This window comes from Flavobacterium sp. (assembly GCF_052437795.1).
Lineage (GTDB): Bacteria > Bacteroidota > Bacteroidia > Flavobacteriales > Flavobacteriaceae > Flavobacterium.
Genome location: NZ_JBQVPA010000001.1, coordinates 1,083,013 through 1,102,451 on the forward strand (window position 1 = coordinate 1,083,013; position 19,439 = coordinate 1,102,451).

The following is a 19,439-nucleotide window of genomic DNA, read 5'->3' on the forward strand; positions in this document are numbered from 1 at the left end:
GGAATATTCTTATTTTTATAACATTTATACAAACAAACAGATGAACACAAAATATTTCGACCTGATCAACCAAACATTCTATTTCCCTCAGGAAGAATTTACGCTGAATAAAGACAACCTCCAGTTCCATAATATCGACCTGATGAAACTGGTAGAACAATATGGTACACCACTCAAATTCACCTACCTGCCACAAATATCCAACAATATCCGCAAGGCCAAAAGCTGGTTCAGGAACGCGATGGAAAAGAACAAGTACGATGGCAAGTATTATTATTGCTATTGCACAAAAAGCTCTCACTTCGAATATGTGATGAATGAGGCTTTTAAGAATAATATCCATATCGAAACGTCGGCAGCGTTTGACGTTGACATTGTAGAAAGGCTCTTTGCCGCAGGGAAGATCAATAAGAATACATATGTCATCTGCAACGGCTTTAAAAGGGCGCAGTACATAGAGAACATTGCAAGGCTGATCAATAACGGCCACAACAGGACCATCCCGATCATTGACAACTACGAGGAACTTGACCTGCTTCAGGAGCAGATCCCGGGCAAATTCAAGATAGGCATCCGCATTGCTGCCGAAGAAGAGCCGAAGTTCGAATTCTATACCTCGAGGCTTGGCATCGGCTACAAGAACATCCTGCCATTTTACCGTAAGCAGATCCAGGAGAATAAGAAGGTGGAACTGAAAATGCTTCACTTTTTCATCAATACCGGCATCAGGGACACGTCCTATTACTGGAACGAGCTTGTAAAGTGTTTAAGGGTATACATTAGCCTTAAAAAAGAATGCCCTACACTGGACAGCCTTAACATTGGCGGCGGTTTCCCTATCAAGAACTCGCTTGCCTTTGAATATGATTACCAATACATGGTCGATGAGATCATCAACCAGATCAAAATAGCTTGTGAAGATGCAGAGGTGGACGTGCCTAACATCTTTACTGAATTCGGTTCGTTTACCGTTGGCGAGAGCGGTGGCGCAATATACCAGGTGCTCTATCAAAAGCAGCAGAACGACAGGGAAAAATGGAACATGATCGACTCATCGTTCATTACCACACTTCCTGATACTTGGGCGATCAACAAGCGCTTCATCATGCTGGCCGTAAACCGCTGGAACGACTCCTACGAAAGGGTATTGTTGGGTGGTCTTACCTGCGACAGCGACGATTATTACAACTCTGAGCAGAATATGAACGCCATATACCTGCCGAAATATAACAAGGAGAAGCCATTATACATAGGGTTCTTTAACACGGGTGCCTACCAAGAAACGATTGGTGGCTATGGCGGATTGCACCACTGCCTCATCCCGCAGCCGAAACACATCCTGATAGACAGAGATGAGAACGGCATTATAGCTACCGAAGTATTCTCGGAGCAGCAACAGGCCGAAGACGTGCTTTCAATTTTGGGGTACGCCAAAAAAGAGAACAAATAACAAACAGATAAGACAAAAACCACTGAAATGAGTAAAGGACCTATAAGCCAGTTCATTGAGAAGTACTACCTGCACTTTAACTCTGCCGCATTGGTAGATGCTGCAAAAGGGTACGAAAAGCAATTGGAAGACGGCGCCAAAATGATGGTGACCCTTGCCGGTGCCATGAGTACGGCGGAACTTGGAAAGATTTTCGCCGAAATGATCCGCCGCGACAAGGTGCAGATCATATCGTGTACCGGTGCCAACCTTGAAGAAGACATCATGAACCTTGTGGCGCATTCCCACTACGAGCGCGTTCCTAATTACAGGGACCTTACGCCACAAGAGGAATGGGACCTTCTTGAGAGGGGCCTTAACCGTGTTACCGATACCTGCATCCCTGAGCATGAGGCTTTCCGCCGCCTGCAAAAGCATATTTACAAAATATGGAAGGATGCCGACGATAAGGGCGAGCGTTATTTCCCGCATGAGTTCATGTACAAAATGCTGCTTTCGGGTGTGCTTGAAGAATATTATGAGATCGATCTTAAGGACAGCTGGATGTATGCCGCTGCCGAGGCCAACCTGCCAATGGTGGTCCCTGGTTGGGAAGACAGCACCATGGGCAACATCTTTGCTTCTTATGTGATCAAAGGCGAACTGAAGGCTTCGACAATGAAGTCGGGTATAGAATATATGGCTTTCCTTGCTGATTGGTATACTAAGAACAGTGAGAACGGTATAGGCTTCTTCCAGATCGGTGGTGGTATCGCGGGCGATTTCCCTATCTGTGTGGTACCGATGCTGTATCAGGACATGGAAATGCACGATGTTCCTTTCTGGAGCTACTTCTGCCAGATATCTGACTCAACTACAAGCTACGGTTCCTACTCCGGGGCTGTGCCTAATGAAAAGATCACTTGGGGGAAACTTGACATTACAACACCTAAATTTATCATAGAAAGTGATGCCACTATCGTTGCACCACTTATATTTGCCTACTTGTTGGATTATTAATACCGCTTTATGAAAAGAGTTATAGTTGACTACGCAAAATTAACCAATGAGATCCTGACCCTGCTGGTGGAGAAGTTCCCGGAGGGATATGATGACTCTAATATAGTACGCTTTAAGAATGCCAGGAATGAAACCATTGAGGCCGTTGAAGTGCGTACGGAAGACACCATATACCTTGTAAAAGTGAGCACAAAACTTGCCGACAGAATCGAGAACTTTGATGATGATGAAATAGATGAGCCGGCTGATGACCTTGACGCATTGAAAGATCTTGAAGTTGGCGACGATGATGCTGATGAAAAAGAGGATACTGCTGATAGTGATGATGCAGATGCGGACGGGGATGACGACGATGACGATGATGAAGATGAAGATGGAATGCCGAGACGAAATCGTATCGTAGGCCTTGATGAAATAGACGAGGACGACGAGGATGATGAGGAATAATTTATCATAAAACGAATATTAAAGAACTCTTAACAGGGTTCTTTTTTTGTTTTATATGCAGTAATTTTATTCAAAACAAATCAAATGAAAACAACCTTTGCATTGCTGGCAGCAGGAGCGCTGATAGTTTCGTGCCAGAAAAAAGAAGAGAAAACCGAGACTACGGTCACTGAAGAAACTACTGTGACCACGCCGGCAACCGAGCCTATGGCCGAAAAGGAATGCTACCTGAAGGTAATGAAAAAAGACACCATAATTGTGGAGATCGAGCGCCATGGCGACAGCATCCATGGGATCTACCATTGGAAACCTTTTGAAAAAGATAAAAAGATAAGCACCTACAAGGGCGTTATGAATGGCAACACGGCCAATGTGGTGGCCCAGTCCCAACAGGAAGGGATGGACTTTAAAGAAGAAGTCATTTTTACTGTAACAGATAAAACGCTAGCTGTAAAATTTGGCGAAATGAAAGAAGATAAAGGCATTTGGAAATACAAAGATGTTAGCAAAACATCTGAAGAAGTACTGGATAAGGTAGATTGTAAAAATTAGACAGTATCCCTCCTTACAAGACAAAAGGCAGCCCGGTCGGGCTGCCTTTACTTTTATATATCTGTTTTGTTTACACTTTTGCATCCTTGATCTCATCCACTATCTCAGGATTAAGCAGCGTACTGGTATCACCAAAGTTAGAGAAATCGCCTTCGGCGATTTTCCTCAGGATGCGACGCATGATCTTGCCGGAGCGCGTTTTTGGCAGTCCGGAAACGAACTGTATCTTATCCAGTTTTGCAATAGGCCCGATATGGCTGGATATGTGCTCATTGATCTCCCTGGTCAGGTTATCCCTGTCGCGCACCTCGCCCACTTCCTTCAGTATAATAAAACCGTACAGCGCGTTGCCCTTCACATCGTGCGGGAAGCCTACAATAGCCGATTCTGCTACTGCAGGGTGCTCGTTGATCGCATCCTCTATTGGTGCTGTACCCAGGTTATGTCCTGATACAATAACAACATCATCTACCCTGCCGGTGATCCGGTAATAGCCTACTTCATCACGAAGAGCGCCGTCTCCCGTAAAATATTTGCCCGGGAAGGTCGAAAAATACGTCTCTTTAAAACGTTGGTGGTCGCCCCATATCGTGCGCGCCATCCCTGGCCAGGGGAATTTAATGCACAGGCTGCCCACTACCTGGTTCCCTTCGATCTCGTTGCGCCTTTCATCCATGAGTACCGGCTGTACACCCGGCAATGGCAATGTGGCATAAGTTGGTTTTGTAGGGGTAACAAAAGGTATCGGCGATATCATGATGCCGCCTGTCTCTGTTTGCCACCATGTATCTACGATAGGCGATTTCTTTTTGCCCACGTGGTCGTTGTACCAGTGCCAAGCCTCCTCATTAATAGGCTCGCCAACCGACCCGATGATCTTAAGCGATGACAGGTCGTGCTTATCTACCCACTCCCAATTTTCTTTAGCTAAGGAACGTATGGCTGTTGGCGCGGTATAGAATTGCGTTACTTTATGCTTATCGATAACCTCCCAAAAACGCCCGAAGTCAGGGTACGATGGTACACCCTCGAATATTACGGTCGTGGCGCCATTGAGTAATGGACCGTATAGTATATACGAGTGCCCGGTGATCCAGCCGATGTCGGCGGTACACCAAAATACGTCGTTCTCCTCATAGGCAAAAATGTTCTTGAAGGTATAAGCGCTGTATACCATGTAACCGGCTGTGGTATGGAGCATTCCTTTTGGCTTTCCGGTAGATCCGGAAGTATACAGTATGAACAGCGGGTCCTCGGCATCCATGATCTCCGCTACATTATTAGCAACGGCTTCGTCGAGCAACGGCTGCAGCCATTGGTCACGGCCTTCCTTCATGTTCACAGCGGTCCCGGTACGCTTTACCACCAAAACCTGTTTGACCGACAGGCATTTTTCCAATGCCTCGTCTACAATGCCTTTCAGGTCGATGGTCTTGCTACCACGGAAGCCACCATCGGAAGTAATTACCATTGAGCATTGCGAATCCTGGATCCTCGCCGCTACGGCAGAAGCCGAAAACCCTGCGAACACTACAGAATGCACCGCCCCTATCCTGGCACACGCCAGTACCGCTACTGCAAGCTCAGGGATCATGGGCAGGTAGATACATACCCTGTCCCCTTTTTTAACGCCTTGGCCCCTAAGTACATTAGCCATTTTGGCTACCCTGTCATACAGCTCGTTATAGGTAATGTGCTGTGCTTCTTCCTTAGGGTCGTTCGGTTCGAATATGATGGCCGTCTTCTCGCCTCTCTTGGCCAAATGCCTGTCAATGCAGTTCTTAACAATGTTCACTTTAGCATTTACGAACCATTTTACATCGGCCTCCTGCATGTCGAATTCCACCACCTTGTCCCATTTTTGGTACCAGGTAAAATTTTCGTCGGCTATCTTATCCCAAAACTTACGGGGTTCGCGTATGGATTTATTATAATGCTTAAAATATTGCTCAAGGCTTTTTACCTGATAGTAACTCATTGTGTTTGCTTTTTGGAATTGTAAAGATACGATCCTTTGGTAATTATGGGAATTATTCTGAAGTTTTTTTACACATCATCATATTCGCCTTTAATGGCATAATATCCGAAAATGCCCAATCCAAGTACAATGAGTGGTGTAAGTACGAATAATATAATGATCCCGAAAACAAGGTCCTCCTGATTACCGGTATCTAATTTTGGCAGCCCGAACTCAACAATGCAGAAGTATGCCGCCGCAACTGCCAGTGCCATCCATACTATCCCGAGTATCCTTTTTAATGCTTTCATGATCGATCGTGTTCAGTATTATTTTTAGTTTTAAGGTACACCATCCCGATCACAAAGCTGATCCCCGCAATGATGATCGGATACCACAACCCCTCGAGATAGAACTCCGGGTCGCCATTTTTTTCAGCATTCGTGACCAGGTAGGTGGAGATCGCCGGCAACAACCCGCCAAAGATCCCGTTGCCTACATGGTAGGGCAGTGACATTGAGGTGTAGCGTATCTTTACAGGGAACATTTCTACCAGGAAAGCAGCGATCGGGCCGTAGACCATGGTTACGAAAATAACCTGGATAAAGATCAGGAAAACCAGGTAATATTGCCCGGAAGGTCCAAGTTGTACAACTTCTTTAACCTCTTCTTTACCAGTAGTTTTGTTAATGTTTCTTTTATGATCTGCCTTTGTACCATCGGTATATATTTTACTATCAGGCGATGGTAGCTCACCCGGCGCTCGATAATATTGCTCAGGACTTATTTCTGTTTTCAGCGAAACGTCGGCAGTAATGTACATTTCCTTATATATTGGCCTGTACAGCATGATCGCCAAGAGCATTCCCAGCATCATAATAGGCTTTCGTCCCACTTTATCACTTAGCCATCCGAAAAAAACAAAGAAAGGCGTCCCCAAAAGCAGCGCGATCCCTAAAAGTGAATCTACCTGCGACGATTCAACATGCATTACTGTCTTCATAAAGTTCATGGCATAGAACTGCCCGGTATACCAAACTACACCCTGCCCCATCGCTGCACCAAATAATGCCAGCAGTACGAACTTGAGGTTATATTTGTTGCCAAAGCTTTCTTTTAACGGATTAGTGCTCGTCTTACCTTCAGCCTTAGCCTTTGCGAATTCCGGCGATTCGTGCATTTTTTTACGGATCACATACGACACGATAACCATCAGTATCGATATCCAGAAAGGCACGCGCCAGCCCCACGCGTCGAATTCCTCTGCAGATAATAATTTACGTGTAATTAGTATTACCATCAGCGAGATAAACAGTCCAAACGTTGCGGTTGTCTGTATCCAGGAGGTCCAGTAGCCTCGCTGGCCTTTCGGCGAATGCTCTGCTACGTAGGTTGCCGCGCCACCATATTCGCCACCCAGGGCAAGCCCCTGTAGTAAACGTAGCAGCAATACTAACAATGGTGCGAAAAATCCGATGGACTCATAAGTAGGTATGCATCCAATGAGAAAAGTGGCCCCGCCCATCAGCAGCAGCGTGACCATGAAAGTATATTTTCTTCCGATCATATCGCCCAGCCTGCCAAAGAACAGCGCCCCGAAAGGCCTTACCACAAAGCCGGCAGCAAAAGTAGCCAGCGTAGATAAAAAGGCAGCCGTAGGATTATCGGCCGGAAAGAACTTAGTAGAAATGACAACTGCCAGGCTGCCAAAAATATAGAAATCATACCACTCGATAAGTGTGCCAAGGGAAGAGGCCGTGATGACTTTCCAGATGCCTTTAGTCGATGTGCCTGCCATAGTATTCTGTAGTTTTAATATTTTTATAAATATAGAAAGCCTTTCGTTAAACTAAAAAACACTATATCTATAAAACATGATACTTTTTTGTCACGATAATTAAAATTTGCCATAAATCCTGAATATATCACAAAAATCAATAAAAATTAATCCGTAATTTTTCTTTTATTTGTGGGACTAAACAACCACCACCATGCAGATCGATCCGGCGCATACCAGCCAGAAAGACGTTTACAAGATCCTTACGGGGTCAGTAATTCCGCGCCCTATCGGATGGATATCCACAGTAAGTGAAGACGGCATCCCCAACCTTGCACCATTCTCCTTTTTTAATGCTGTTGGCGAAGACCCTCCGCACGTGATGTTCTCTACCGTACGCAGTGGGGATACAAACAAAGACACATTGAATAACGTACTGGCTACTAAACAATTCGTAGTGAATATGGCTACAGAAGAACTTGTGGAGGCGATGAACAATTCGTCTATAAATCTTCCCCCTGACGGCAACGAATTTGAATATGCCGGACTGACAGCTATACCTTCTGTAGTAGTAAAAGCACCAAGGGTAGCCGAAAGCCCCATCCATTTTGAGTGCGAGCTCGTGCATCACTACAGCTTTGAAGATCATAAAGATGGCGGCGCTACTGTAATGATAGGCCGCATTGTGATGTTCCATGTAGATGAAAGCGTGCTCTTACCTGACTTTAAGATAAACCGGGAGAACTACAAGCCCATTGCCCGTCTCGAAGGTGCAAATTATGCAAAGATCGGTGAGGTTTTCTCCATAAAAAGACCCTTTATAAAAGAATGAAAATAACAGTAATAGGCGGCGGCCCCGGCGGGTTGTATTTTTCAATACTGCTGAAAAAGGCAAGGCCGGACTACACCATTGATGTATACGAACGCAACCGCGCCGATGATTCTTTTGGCTTTGGTGTAGTGTTCTCTGACGAGACACTGAGCGAGTTCCTTACCCGCGACCCGCAGTCGTATGACCTGATCCGGACTAAATTCGCTTACTGGGATGAACTGGATGTTGCGCGGGATGGTGAGAAGGTACGCATTACCGGCAATGGCTTTTGCGGATGCTCCCGTAAAACGCTACTACAGCTCTTGCAGCAGCGCGCTAAAGAAGAAGGCGTAAACCTTCATTTCGAAGCTAATGTAGACGATCTGGGCCAATTTTCAGGCTCGGATATCATTGTGGCAGCGGACGGCATCAATAGTAGCATACGCGGGCAATTTGAGCAGGAATTCGGCACGAGTATCGAAATGAAGAGTAACCGTTTTGTGTGGATGGGCTCTACCCGTCCATTGGATGCGTTTACCTATTTTTTCAGGACCACACCATTTGGTACATTCGTAGCGCACACCTACCAGTACGAGGAAGGCATGAGCACCTGGATATTTGAAACCACGGATGAAACCTGGCGCAAGGCAGGTTTTTTGGTTACTGATGAAGAAGATACGATCGCAAGGCTTAAAGATATTTTCAAAGAAGAGCTTGACGGCCACGGCCTGATCTCCAACCGCTCGCACTGGAGGCAGTTCCCTGCCATTACCAATGACAGATGGAGCCACAACAATATTGTGCTACTTGGCGATGCAAAAGCAACAGCCCACTACTCCATTGGCTCCGGCACCAAGCTGGCCATGGAATGCGCCATTGCGTTAGCCGACTCAATAATAGATCATGGCAGCGATGTACCCGCCGTTTTTGAGAATTATGAAAAGCTGCGCCGTAACCGTGTGGAAATGATACAGCACGCGGCCAATGTGTCGCTCGACTGGTTTGAGCACATGGACCGCCACATACAGCACCCGTTCCAGCAATTTGCTTTCAGCGTGATGACACGGGCCAAGAAGGTTACTTTCGAGAACCTTGGCCTGCGTGACAGGTCGTTCACGCAAAAAGTATTGGCGGAATTCAATGCGAATTTAGCCGATAATAAACCTGATACCCCAGCAGCATTCACGCCATTTTCATTACGGTCGATGGTCCTTGATAACCGTATAGTGATGAGCCCAATGGAGCAATACTCAGCAAAGGATGGTTTGGTTTCCGACTGGCACCTGATGCATTACGGTTCGCGTGCCACAGCAGGCTTAGGATTGATAATTACCGAAGCAACAGCCATTTCCCCTACCGGAAGAATTACTTTAGGATGTCCCGGCATTTGGTCTAAAGAACAAATGGTTGCATGGAAACGAATAACTAATTTTATTCATCAGAACAGTGCAACCAAAATAGCGATACAGATAGGCCACTCCGGGCGAAAGGGCGCCGTGCAATTTCCTTGGAAAGGCAATAATGAACCGTTGAAAGATGCCTGGGGACTGCTTTCGGCCTCCCCTATCCCATTTAAAGATACGATGGGTCAGCCGCACGAAATGACCTCGGAGGACATGGACATCATAACCGATGAATTCGTGAGCGCGGCCAAAAATGCGGATGAAGCAGGCTTTGATATGATCGAGCTCCAGGCACACCACGGCTTCCTGTTAGCATCGTTCCTTTCACCGCTTACTAACACACGCAACGATGAATTTGGCGGAAGCATTGAGCACAGGCTTAAATTCCCGCTAAGGGTATTTAAGGCAATGCGAGAGGTATTCCCTCCGGAAAAACCTATGAGCGTACGAATATCAGCATCCGACTGGGCTGAAGGCGGCATTAGTGATGGTGATGTTTTGACGCTTTCTGAAGCTTTTAAAAAGGCAGGTGCCGACATTATAAATGTATCGACGGGATTGACCGTTGAATATCAAAAGCCAGCCGTGGGCAGGATGTGGCAAACGCCGTTTAGCGATATGGTGCGCAATACCGTGAACATTCCGACCATTACAGCAGGCTATATACAGGACATTGACCAGATCAATACCATACTCCTGAATGGCCGTGCCGACCTTGTGGCATTGGGCAAGACATTATTGCTTGACCCATCATTCGTACGAAACGCACAGGCGTATGAACAATACAAAGCGCAGGATCTGAACGCTGTCGGGATACCGAAGCAGTACATGTCGGCGGCATCACACTTCTATCCCTACAAAGGCGGCGAAAGAAAAGCAATGGAAAGCATGAAAAAGGCATTGAAACCTGTAACACACAAAAAGTAATTTCCCATTATAACAATGAAACATTACGAAGATAATTTTGCACACGACCACCTGCCCCACCCTTCGCTGCAGGCGGAATGCTTTACGGGACATTCGGATTTCGAGTTCCCGGAAGACCTGAATTGTGTAGAAAAGCTGCTGGACAGGCATATAGCCGAAGGTAATGGCGAAAGGATCGCAATCCGTACTTTTGAGGGCAGCTGGACCTTCAATGAACTTTATGAAAAAGCCAACCAGATCGCTCATGTATTAAAAGAAAACCTGGATTTTGTACCCGGTAACCGTGTACTGATACGTTCTGCGAATAATCCGATATATGTGGCTTGTTGGTTCGGCATCCTTAAAGCAGGTGGTATCGTAGTAGCTACCATGCCATTGCTACGGGAAAAAGAATTGAGCGTAATGGTAGAATGTGCCGAAATATCGCACGCACTTTGCGACTATACACTTGAAGAAGCATTGCTTGCTGTAGACTCACCATTCCTGAAGCATGTCATTACTTTTGATGGTTCAGGGAAACACGTTTCGAAACTTGAAACACTGATGGGCAATAAGCCCAAAACCTTTGATAACCATCCCACAAAAGCAGATTCACTATCCATTATTGGCTTTACTTCCGGCACTACCGGTAAACCGAAAATGACCTCCCATTACCACAAGGATATATTACTTATTTGCGAGGCTTTCCCAAAATACGCATTACAACCCACGCCTGATGATGTTTTTACAGGCAGCCCACCCCTTGGGTTTACCTTCGGACTGGGCGGATTGGTGCTGTTCCCGTTTTACTACGGCGCATCGACATTCCTGATAGAAAAACCATCACCGGACCTGCTGCTTAAAGCTATTGAAGATTATAAGGTCACCATCTGCTTTACAGCCCCAACGGCATGGCGTGTCATAACAACAAAAGTGAAGGATTTCGATATCTCTTCGCTGCGCAAATGCGTTTCGGCAGGAGAGACATTACCCCTTAAAGTATGGGATGACTGGTACGATGCGACAGGGTTAAAGATCATAGATGGTATCGGTTCCACCGAAATACTCCATATCTTTATATCCTCGAATGAGGAGAACATGCGCAGGGGCGCGACAGGATTACCGGTACGTGGCTACGAGGCACGCATCACAGATAGCGAAGGCAATGAAATAACCGATGGCACACCGGGACGATTGGCTGTACGTGGGATAACCGGCTGCAAGTACCTGAACAGCCCTGACAAGCAGAAGGAGTATGTGGAGAACGGCTGGAACATAACTGGTGACATTTTCCGTAAGGATGAGGACGGCTACTATTGGTTCGTGGCACGGGGTGATGACATGATCATCTCTTCCGGCTACAACATCGCCGCCATTGAGGTGGAAAGCGTATTGCTGGGCCATGAGGACATTGCAGAATGTGCCGTAGTTGGCCTGCCCGACGAGAACCGCGGGATGCTGGTATGTGCCTACGTGGTTTTAAAGGATAATGACAAAGCATCTGACGAGCTGACCAAGGCAATACAGGACTGGTTCAAGAACGTGGCCGCTCCTTATAAATACCCGCGCGAGATACGCTACATGGAAACGCTCCCCAAAACGGAGACAGGAAAAATACAACGATTTAAACTAAAAAATACAGTACAAGCCTGATGGAAAAAGCATTTAAAAAAGAGGAGACCGTTCGTTTCCAGCATGTGGATTTTGCGGGGATAGTATTCTACCCAAGATTTTTGGAAATGCTCAACAATATCGTTGAAGATTTTTATGACGAGATACTTGGCATGCCGTTCAAGAACATTCACAAAACAGGCGGAATACCCACAGTTGACTTAAAGATACAGTTTAAGAAAGCGGCCCGACTTGGCGATGTACTAACAAAATACATCTGGGTAAAAAAAATTGGCGTGTCATCAATGAAGTGCGGATTTAAGTTTGATCATGCCGACGGTTCTCTATGCCTTGAGGGCGAAGTATCGTTAGTGCGGGTGGAATTTAATGAAGGCCGCGATGATATAAAGGCAAGCCCTTTTCCAGATGAAATGCGCGACAAGCTGGAGGAATATTTTATTCCGGACATGAGGTTTTAAACAGACTTTAGATGGGAGATGATAAGATGTAAGATAATAGACCATAGACGTAATTCATAATTGATAATTCGCAATTAAAATATGTTGGACCTTCCAAAATTCAAGGCTGCCGCCGTACAAGCCTCCCCTGTTTTTCTGAACGTGGATGCCACAGTTGAAAAAGCCTGTTCGATAATTGCTGAGGCTGCAGGGAATGGGGCTTCGTTGGTGGCCTTTCCCGAAGTATTCGTGGCCGGTTATCCCTATTGGAACTGGATCATGACACCCGTACAGGGCAGCAAATGGTACGAGAAGCTGTATGTTAACTCTATCACTTTACCGGGGCCGGAAACCGACAGGATATGCCAGGCGGCCAAAGAGCAAAACTGCCACGTGGTAATTGGAGTGAACGAGCGTGGGCAGAGCTTTGGCGAATTGTACAACACTAATCTTATCATAGATAATAACGGTAATATTGTTGGCAAGCATCGCAAGCTGGTACCTACCTGGGCGGAAAAGCTTACCTGGACCGGTGGTGACGGGTCGTCGCTGAAAGTATATAATACAGAGATCGGGCCTATCGGTACACTGGCATGCGGCGAGAATACCAATACACTGGCACGCTTTACACTATTGGCACAAGGCGAGCTGATACATATCGCCAACTACATTTCGCTGCCCGTTGCCCCGCCGGATTACAACATGGCAGAGGCGATAAAGATACGTGCGGCGGCTCATTCCTTTGAGGGGAAACTGTTCACGATCGTGTCGTGCTCGACCATAACGAAAGAGATCATTGACATCATGAAGGAAGATGTGCCGAACGCGGAGGAATTGCTTACCCGGAAGAACAGCGCTTTCTCGGGTGTCATTGGGCCAAACGGCGCTGTGATAGGCGAACCGCTGATCGATGAGGAAGGGATCGTGTATGCCGATATTGACCTGTCGAAATGCATACAGCCTAAGCAGATGCACGACATACTGGGGCATTACAATCGCTTCGATATTTTCGATCTGCGGGTGAATACTGCCCCGAGGAAGAATATAACGTTCATCGACGGACAGGAGGATCTTTAATGTTCAGAAAGCTTAAAGCACTGACGATAGTAAGCCTGTTATTGATGGCGGGTGCACTTTGGCTTATTATGCTGAAGTACGAGGATATGGAAGTTCTTAAAAGTGGCAAGGAGATAACTGTACGTATTATCGATATACCGACTCCTTGTGGCGAGGGCTCGAGAAATAATAAAGCACATTTCAGGTTTGATTATCTTGGACAGATACACGTTAAGAATTTCAAGGGATTGCACTGTGATGAGTTGCATACCGGTAAAGAGTTTAAATTGCTTACAAATACAGACAATTCTACGTTCGTTTTTAAAGATGAGGGTGCGAAAATAAAGTCGGACATTGCTGCATTTGCCGGATTGGCTGCGATATTTTTAGTTTTTGCCATTATTGGCCAGCGGCAAAAGGATAGATCGCTTATACCCAAGCAAAGGAATTACAAAAAAGAAAAGAAGCCAAGCCAGCTTAAAATGGGACGTTATGGAAATAAGATAGAATAAAGCAAACGGCAGGAGATGCTTCCAAATTAAAAGTAGATGGCCATTAGCCCTGACTGGAGCGGCATCCTCCCGTAGCGGTAGCGAGGGAGATACAGCGGAAGGCAGGAATATGAATGGCTGATATAGACAGGCCCCTTCGCTTTAAATAAAATAAATTCAACTAAATAAGTTTAGTATGGAAACAAAATATGATGACAGTGTTTTAGGCCGTGCACGGGTGCAGGATACCCCGGAACTGGAAGCCTATTACAAAGAGTTGGAAAGCCTTGGCGCGGGTGCGCTGTGGACAGTGGCCAACGACATCGAGCCATGGGAGCCGCGCACATCATCGGTGCCGATGTTGTGGAAATATGAGCAGCTGCGGGAACTGGTACTAAGATCATCGGAACTGGTTACGCCCGAGCAGGCAGGCCGCCGCGTGGTGTACCTTGTAAATGACAAGCGCCGCGATGTGAGCGCTGCCGTGGGTTGGCTTTATACCGGCATACAGGTTACGCGTCCGGGCGAAAGCACGTCGGCGCACAGGCACAGGGCTTCGGCACTGCGATTCATAATGGAGGGCGAAGGCGGATATACCGTTGTGGACGGCAACAAGATCATGCTTGAAGTCAACGATTTCGTGATAACACCAAACAGCACCTGGCACGAGCATGGTGTTGAGGAAGGTGGCAAGACCTGCATCTGGCAGGACGGGCTGGACATTCCGCTTGTAAATGCCCTTGAAGCCAACGATTATGCGGTGTATGACGGAAAGCAGCCATTGACAGCACCGGTAAACCATTCGCCAATGACCTATAGCGGCGTGGGACTGGTCCCTGCTGACAGCGGTTGGGACAAGCCCTACTCTCCCCTTTTCAAATATTCGTGGAAGCACGTATACCCGGCGCTTTTGGAGGCGGCAAAGGCCAATGAAGGTTCCCCGTACGACGGAATCCTTATGCATTATACCAATCCGCAAACAGGCGGTCACGTGATGCAGACAATGGGCGCTTCGATACAACTGCTTCGCCCAAGCGAGCACACGCTGGCACACAGGCATACAGGATCGTTTGTATACCAATGTGCGAAAGGCAATGGTTATTCGATCATAGCAGGCAAACGCCTTGACTGGAAAGAGCGGGATATTTTCTGCGTGCCATCATGGGCCTACCATGAACACGTGAACCTTAGCGAAACAGAAGATGCGTGCCTGTTCTCATTCAACGACCTGCCTGTTATTACATCACTGGGATTGTACCAGGAAATGGCGCATCCCGATGGGCGGCAATCCGTTTAGGGTTCGGTCGCAGCGAGGTTTTCACTCAGTAACGGTTGTCAGTTCGAGCGCAATCGAGAACGACAACTGCATATCGCAAGCATCCCGACTGTGCTCGATGTGACAAAAATGTGAAATTAAACAAGTAAGATACACAAACAACCAATATAATGAAATTAGTCACCTACCGGATAAACCATGCCCCGCCAAGCCTGGGATTTGTTGAAGAAAATATGATCGTGGATGCGCACAAGCTGGGACAATTAAAAAGAAGCCATCTGCCCGACAATATGCTTGAGTTCATCGACCTTGGTATTGATGGTATCAACAATGCGATACACTTGCTTAATACCGCCACTAAAGACGAATTGCTTGACTGCTCCATACCTTTAGCGAATGCCACGCTCTTAGCACCTATACCTAAACCCAGAAAGAACATTTTTGGCATCGGGCTGAATTATACCGAGCATGTTGCAGAATCGGCACGTACACTTGACACTTCAAATGAATTGCCGCAACAGCCGGTTATCTTCTCGAAGCCGCCATCTGCGGTGACCGGTACAGAAACGAATATTATCCATAACCAAAAGATCACACAGCAGCTGGATTGGGAAGTCGAGTTGGCGGTTATCATTGGCAAACGAGGCAAAAATGTACCTAAAGATCAGGCAATGGATTATGTTTACGGCTATACTGTCATCAACGACATCAGCGCGCGCGATTGCCGCCGTGCCGGGCAATGGATCGTGTCTAAAGGGCAGGATACTTTTGCACCGATGGGGCCAGTTCTTGTGACCCGCGATGAAATAGTCGACCCACACAATCTCAATTTGAAACTGACTGTAAACGGCGTGGAAAAGCAGAATTCGAATACCAAATTCATGCTGTTCAACATTGAAGACCTGATACACGACCTTAGTACGGTATTCACACTCGATGCCGGGGACATCATCGCTACGGGAACTCCGGCAGGTGTTGGCGCAGGCCGTAGCCCTCAGGAGTGGATGTGGCCGGGTGATGTGGTGGAGGCTACCGTTGAAGGCATTGGAACGTTGAGGAATACAATTGTAGATAGTGAAGAATTAAATTCTAAATAGCAAATTGCAATAACTTCCAAATTAACCACATAGATACATAGGCTTCATAGATTTAATAGCTCGGTTAAGGATACATAGTTACACATAGAAAAGCGGAGCTTTTAATTCTGTGTGACTGAACTTACTTTAACTAAAAAACTAATGGCTATGTAACTATGTGGTAAAAATGCATAAGAATTATTGGTGCTTTGACTTGATAATTTATTGAAACTTACAAAATGAAAAAGACATACCGTATTGGCCAGATCGTGCCGAGCTCAAATATTACCATGGAAACGGAAATACCCGCATTGCTTCGTTCGCGTGAGACGATCGCACCTGAAAGGTTTACTTTCCATTCCAGTCGTATGCGAATGAAAAAAGTGACCAAGGAGGAACTGGAGGCTATGGATGCCCAAAGCCTGAAGTGCGCACAGGAATTGAGTGATGCCCGTGTCGACGTTATGGGGTACGCATGCCTTGTGGCTATCATGAGCATGGGACGCGGCTACCACTGCGTATCAGAAACCAACCTGCATGAGGAAACCGTAAAAAATGATTTCCCTACCCCTATCGTGACCAGTGCGGGCGCGCTGATCAACGGGCTGAAAGTGCTTGGCGCTAAAAAAGTCGCTGTCATTACACCCTATATGAAGCCACTGACACAGCTTGTGGTAGATTACATCGAACACCAGGGGTTTGAGGTTGTTGATTTTATTGCACTTGAAATTGCCGACAACCTTGAGGTTGCAGCACAGGACCCAATGAACCTTTTGGATATTTACAAAAGGCTTAACCTTGAAGGTGCAGATGTGCTTGTAGTTTCTGCCTGTGTACAAATGCCTTCCTTAGAAGCCATAGATGCGATAGAAAAAGAGATCAGCATACCGGTAACATCGGCGGCAGTGTGTACAACTTACGAAATGCTGAAGAAATTGGGGCTTGATACAAAGGTACCCATGGGCGGGGCACTGCTTAGCGGGAAATATTAATTATATTTTAAAAACAGTAAACAATAACGCCGACTAATTAGCCGGCGTTATTTGTATCATCTAGTATTCGAATGTCCCGTATTCGCTCTCGATGGTCAGCTTTTTAGTTCCGGAAGGATTCACCCTTCCAACAATTTTCGCGTCAACATTGAACGACTTCGAAATTTCTATAATGTCCTGTGCAATGTTTTCCGGTACGTAAAGCTCCATCCTGTGCCCGCAATTAAAAACCTGGTACATCTCTTTCCAGTCGGTGCCGCTTTGCTCCTGTATCAGCCTGAATAATGGCGGAACCGGGAACAGGTTGTCTTTCACCACATGCACATTATCTACAAAATGCAGCACCTTTGTTTGCGCGCCTCCGCTGCAATGTACCATCCCATGGATATCGGCAGGGGTATATTTTTCAAGTATCTTTTTAATGATGGGGGCATAGGTACGCGTTGGCGAAAGCACCAGCTGCCCTGCATCTATAGGGCTTCCGTTAACTGCATCGGTCAGTTTTACCTTTCCGGAATACACCAGGTCAGACGGCACTGCTGCGTCAAAGCTTTCAGGGTATTTTTGCGCGAGGTAATTGTCGAAAACATCGTGGCGTGCAGAAGTGAGTCCGTTACTGCCCATACCGCCGTTGTAGCCTTTTTCGTAAGATGCCTGCCCAAAAGAAGCCAGCCCCACAATTACATCGCCGGGTTTGATATTGGCATTATCAATAACATTACTACGTTTCATTCGCGCAGTTACCGTAGAGTCTACTATAATGGTACGTACCAGATCGCCTACATCGGCAGTTTCACCACCGGTGGAATGGATGGTAACACCATAAGACTTTAGTTCTTCAATAAGCTCTTCGGTACCGTTGATGATGGCAGAGATCACGTCGCCAGGTATTAGGTTCTTGTTACGCCCAATGGTCGAGGAAAGCATGATATTATCTGTAACGCCTACGCAAAGCAGGTCGTCGATGTTCATGATAAGGGCATCCTGCGCAATGCCTTTCCATACGGAGATATCGCCGGTTTCCTTCCAGTACATATAGGCAAGGGACGACTTGGTTCCCGCGCCGTCGGCATGCATGATGAGGCAATAGTCATTATCGCCGGTAAGATGATCGTGAACGATCTTGCAAAAAGCTTTCGGGAACAGTCCTTTGTCGATATTCTTTATGGCGTTGTGCACATCTTCCTTGGATGCCGAAACACCGCGCTGGCTGTAGCGTTTGCTGGTATCAGAACTCATGTAGTATAGTTTGTGTCGTTGTTGGGACAAAGATAGTTGTAATGGAACAATGTAGCAATTATTTACTGCAGCAATTGATAATTACAACATCCTCCTCGCCTTTTCCAAATCCTCCGGCGTATCAATACCTATCCCGGCATGGCTTGTCTCTACCATTTTAATTTTTTTGCCATACTCCAGATAACGCAGCTGTTCCAGCTTTTCTGAGGCTTCGAGCGACTTCATCGGCAGCCTGTAAAAATCCAGCAACGCGTGCTTCCTGAACGCATAAATGCCTATGTGGCGGAAGTACCTCACCCCTGCCTCCTTATCCCTCGGATACGGAATGACTGAGCGTGAAAAATAGAGCGCAAAGTTTTTTTGGTCAACGATCACTTTTACGTTATTCGGGTTTTCGATATCCTCCAAATTGGTAATGTGCATCATCAGCGAGGCCAGGTCGATCTCGTGGGCCGTATCGCTTTTGAAAACCTCAAGTACATCGGCCAGCGGCTCCTTATTGATAAATGGTTCATCACCCTGCACATTGACCACAATGTCCACATCAAGGTTCTCAACAGCTTCGGCAATGCGATCACTGCCACTTTCGTGCTGCTTGATGCTCATAATGGCTTTGCCACCATTGGATACAATTTCGTTAAAAATTATATCGGAATCCGTTACCACGAATACATCGTCAAACAGCCCTGTGTTCAGTGCTGCGTGGTAGGTACGGGTTATCACGGTCTTTCCGCCGAGGTCCTGCATCAGTTTGGCAGGAAAGCGGGTACTGGCATATCTTGCGGGTATTACGGCTATTATTTTCATGGTCATGAGGCCTCTCCCGGCCCTTCTCCAAAGGAGAATATACTGTTGGAGAGGTTGCGGTTATTGAGTTATTAGTAATTTGTAAACTTTTTTTTGCGTTTTAGTGCAGCTGCTCCCTCTCCTTGGGCTGG

Annotated in this window: 18 protein-coding genes; 13 read left to right on the top strand and 5 right to left on the bottom strand. The window is 46.5% G+C overall.

Going from position 1 to position 19,439, the window contains the following annotated elements:
- Positions 1–40 precede the first annotated feature (40 nt).
- From ACT6R0_RS05260 to ACT6R0_RS05275, 4 genes are all read left to right on the top strand, one after another.
- Positions 41–1,450: an arginine decarboxylase gene (locus ACT6R0_RS05260; RefSeq protein WP_444651962.1), complete on the top strand. Its 1,410-nt coding sequence runs from the start codon at positions 41–43 to the stop codon at positions 1,448–1,450.
- Between the two features lie 27 nt (positions 1,451–1,477).
- Entirely contained in the window at positions 1,478–2,449 is a 972-nt protein-coding gene (locus tag ACT6R0_RS05265; protein ID WP_444651964.1) for a deoxyhypusine synthase family protein, read from the top strand.
- Between the two features lie 9 nt (positions 2,450–2,458).
- On the top strand, positions 2,459–2,896 hold the full coding sequence (locus ACT6R0_RS05270) for a DNA primase (protein ID WP_444651966.1): 438 nt from the start codon (positions 2,459–2,461) through the stop codon (positions 2,894–2,896).
- An 84-nt stretch (positions 2,897–2,980) separates the two neighbouring features.
- Positions 2,981–3,448 carry a hypothetical protein gene (locus tag ACT6R0_RS05275; RefSeq protein WP_444651967.1) on the top strand — a complete coding sequence of 156 codons (468 nt, stop codon included), beginning with the start codon at positions 2,981–2,983 and terminating at the stop codon, positions 3,446–3,448.
- A 70-nt stretch (positions 3,449–3,518) separates the two neighbouring features.
- On the opposite strand, the gene acs is transcribed toward ACT6R0_RS05275, so the two are convergent.
- From acs to ACT6R0_RS05290, 3 genes are read right to left on the bottom strand one after another with little or no spacing between them, the layout of a single operon-like run.
- Entirely contained in the window at positions 3,519–5,459 is a 1,941-nt protein-coding gene (acs, locus tag ACT6R0_RS05280; RefSeq protein WP_444652316.1) for an acetate--CoA ligase, read from the bottom strand.
- A 35-nt stretch (positions 5,460–5,494) separates the two neighbouring features.
- Positions 5,495–5,716, bottom strand: a complete 222-nt coding sequence (locus ACT6R0_RS05285) for a DUF6814 family protein (protein WP_444651968.1) — start codon at positions 5,714–5,716, stop codon at positions 5,495–5,497.
- Entirely contained in the window at positions 5,713–7,203 is a 1,491-nt protein-coding gene (locus tag ACT6R0_RS05290) for an MFS transporter (RefSeq protein WP_444651970.1), read from the bottom strand. Before ACT6R0_RS05290 ends, ACT6R0_RS05285 begins: the two co-directional genes overlap by 4 nt.
- A 193-nt stretch (positions 7,204–7,396) precedes the next feature.
- Between ACT6R0_RS05290 and ACT6R0_RS05295 the strand changes: the two genes are divergently transcribed.
- The 9 genes from ACT6R0_RS05295 (at position 7,397) to ACT6R0_RS05335 (ending at position 17,262) form a co-directional block, all read left to right on the top strand.
- A complete protein-coding gene (locus ACT6R0_RS05295) occupies positions 7,397–8,014 on the top strand; it encodes a flavin reductase family protein (RefSeq protein ID WP_444651972.1) in 618 nt (205 codons plus the stop codon).
- The gene (locus tag ACT6R0_RS05300; protein ID WP_444651974.1) at positions 8,011–10,323 is read left to right on the top strand and encodes an oxidoreductase; all 2,313 of its coding nucleotides are present in this window, start codon (positions 8,011–8,013) and stop codon (positions 10,321–10,323) included. The genes ACT6R0_RS05295 and ACT6R0_RS05300 overlap by 4 nt, the downstream gene beginning before the upstream one ends.
- Before the next feature lie 15 nt (positions 10,324–10,338).
- Positions 10,339–11,955 carry an AMP-binding protein gene (locus ACT6R0_RS05305; RefSeq protein ID WP_444651975.1) on the top strand — a complete coding sequence of 539 codons (1,617 nt, stop codon included), beginning with the start codon at positions 10,339–10,341 and terminating at the stop codon, positions 11,953–11,955.
- Positions 11,955–12,392, top strand: a complete 438-nt coding sequence (locus tag ACT6R0_RS05310) for an acyl-CoA thioesterase (protein WP_444651977.1) — start codon at positions 11,955–11,957, stop codon at positions 12,390–12,392. The genes ACT6R0_RS05305 and ACT6R0_RS05310 overlap by 1 nt, the downstream gene beginning before the upstream one ends.
- Positions 12,393–12,473: 81 nt before the next feature.
- The gene (locus ACT6R0_RS05315) at positions 12,474–13,448 is read left to right on the top strand and encodes a carbon-nitrogen hydrolase family protein (protein ID WP_444651979.1); all 975 of its coding nucleotides are present in this window, start codon (positions 12,474–12,476) and stop codon (positions 13,446–13,448) included.
- Complete coding sequence (locus ACT6R0_RS05320; protein ID WP_444651980.1) at positions 13,448–13,939, top strand: hypothetical protein; 492 nt, start codon at positions 13,448–13,450, stop codon at positions 13,937–13,939. The genes ACT6R0_RS05315 and ACT6R0_RS05320 overlap by 1 nt, the downstream gene beginning before the upstream one ends.
- 175 nt (positions 13,940–14,114) lie before the next feature.
- Positions 14,115–15,215, top strand: coding sequence for a cupin domain-containing protein (locus ACT6R0_RS05325; protein WP_444651982.1), 1,101 nt, complete (start codon positions 14,115–14,117; stop codon positions 15,213–15,215).
- A 149-nt stretch (positions 15,216–15,364) separates the two neighbouring features.
- On the top strand, positions 15,365–16,291 hold the full coding sequence (locus tag ACT6R0_RS05330) for a fumarylacetoacetate hydrolase family protein (RefSeq protein ID WP_444651984.1): 927 nt from the start codon (positions 15,365–15,367) through the stop codon (positions 16,289–16,291).
- A gap of 218 nt (positions 16,292–16,509) precedes the next feature.
- Positions 16,510–17,262, top strand: a complete 753-nt coding sequence (locus ACT6R0_RS05335) for a maleate cis-trans isomerase family protein (protein ID WP_444651986.1) — start codon at positions 16,510–16,512, stop codon at positions 17,260–17,262.
- A 60-nt stretch (positions 17,263–17,322) separates the two neighbouring features.
- Here ACT6R0_RS05335 and ACT6R0_RS05340 read toward each other — a convergent pair whose 3' ends face one another.
- Positions 17,323–18,501 (bottom strand): AIR synthase related protein, encoded by a 1,179-nt coding sequence (locus ACT6R0_RS05340; protein ID WP_444651988.1) that lies wholly within the window; start codon positions 18,499–18,501, stop codon positions 17,323–17,325.
- Positions 18,502–18,582: 81 nt separating this feature from the next.
- A complete protein-coding gene (gene kdsB / locus ACT6R0_RS05345; protein WP_444651990.1) occupies positions 18,583–19,308 on the bottom strand; it encodes a 3-deoxy-manno-octulosonate cytidylyltransferase in 726 nt (241 codons plus the stop codon).
- Positions 19,309–19,439: the final 131 nt, after the last annotated feature.

Coding starts and splice junctions, on each gene's coding strand:
- ACT6R0_RS05260 (WP_444651962.1), top strand. CDS start 41: ATGAACACAAAATATTTCGACCTGATCAACCAAACATTCTATTTCCCT.
- ACT6R0_RS05265 (WP_444651964.1), top strand. CDS start 1,478: ATGAGTAAAGGACCTATAAGCCAGTTCATTGAGAAGTACTACCTGCAC.
- ACT6R0_RS05270 (WP_444651966.1), top strand. CDS start 2,459: ATGAAAAGAGTTATAGTTGACTACGCAAAATTAACCAATGAGATCCTG.
- ACT6R0_RS05275 (WP_444651967.1), top strand. CDS start 2,981: ATGAAAACAACCTTTGCATTGCTGGCAGCAGGAGCGCTGATAGTTTCG.
- ACT6R0_RS05285 (WP_444651968.1), bottom strand. CDS start 5,716: ATGAAAGCATTAAAAAGGATACTCGGGATAGTATGGATGGCACTGGCA.
- ACT6R0_RS05290 (WP_444651970.1), bottom strand. CDS start 7,203: ATGGCAGGCACATCGACTAAAGGCATCTGGAAAGTCATCACGGCCTCT.
- ACT6R0_RS05295 (WP_444651972.1), top strand. CDS start 7,397: ATGCAGATCGATCCGGCGCATACCAGCCAGAAAGACGTTTACAAGATC.
- ACT6R0_RS05300 (WP_444651974.1), top strand. CDS start 8,011: ATGAAAATAACAGTAATAGGCGGCGGCCCCGGCGGGTTGTATTTTTCA.
- ACT6R0_RS05305 (WP_444651975.1), top strand. CDS start 10,339: ATGAAACATTACGAAGATAATTTTGCACACGACCACCTGCCCCACCCT.
- ACT6R0_RS05310 (WP_444651977.1), top strand. CDS start 11,955: ATGGAAAAAGCATTTAAAAAAGAGGAGACCGTTCGTTTCCAGCATGTG.
- ACT6R0_RS05315 (WP_444651979.1), top strand. CDS start 12,474: ATGTTGGACCTTCCAAAATTCAAGGCTGCCGCCGTACAAGCCTCCCCT.
- ACT6R0_RS05320 (WP_444651980.1), top strand. CDS start 13,448: ATGTTCAGAAAGCTTAAAGCACTGACGATAGTAAGCCTGTTATTGATG.
- ACT6R0_RS05325 (WP_444651982.1), top strand. CDS start 14,115: ATGGAAACAAAATATGATGACAGTGTTTTAGGCCGTGCACGGGTGCAG.
- ACT6R0_RS05330 (WP_444651984.1), top strand. CDS start 15,365: ATGAAATTAGTCACCTACCGGATAAACCATGCCCCGCCAAGCCTGGGA.
- ACT6R0_RS05335 (WP_444651986.1), top strand. CDS start 16,510: ATGAAAAAGACATACCGTATTGGCCAGATCGTGCCGAGCTCAAATATT.
- ACT6R0_RS05340 (WP_444651988.1), bottom strand. CDS start 18,501: ATGAGTTCTGATACCAGCAAACGCTACAGCCAGCGCGGTGTTTCGGCA.
- kdsB (WP_444651990.1), bottom strand. CDS start 19,308: ATGAAAATAATAGCCGTAATACCCGCAAGATATGCCAGTACCCGCTTT.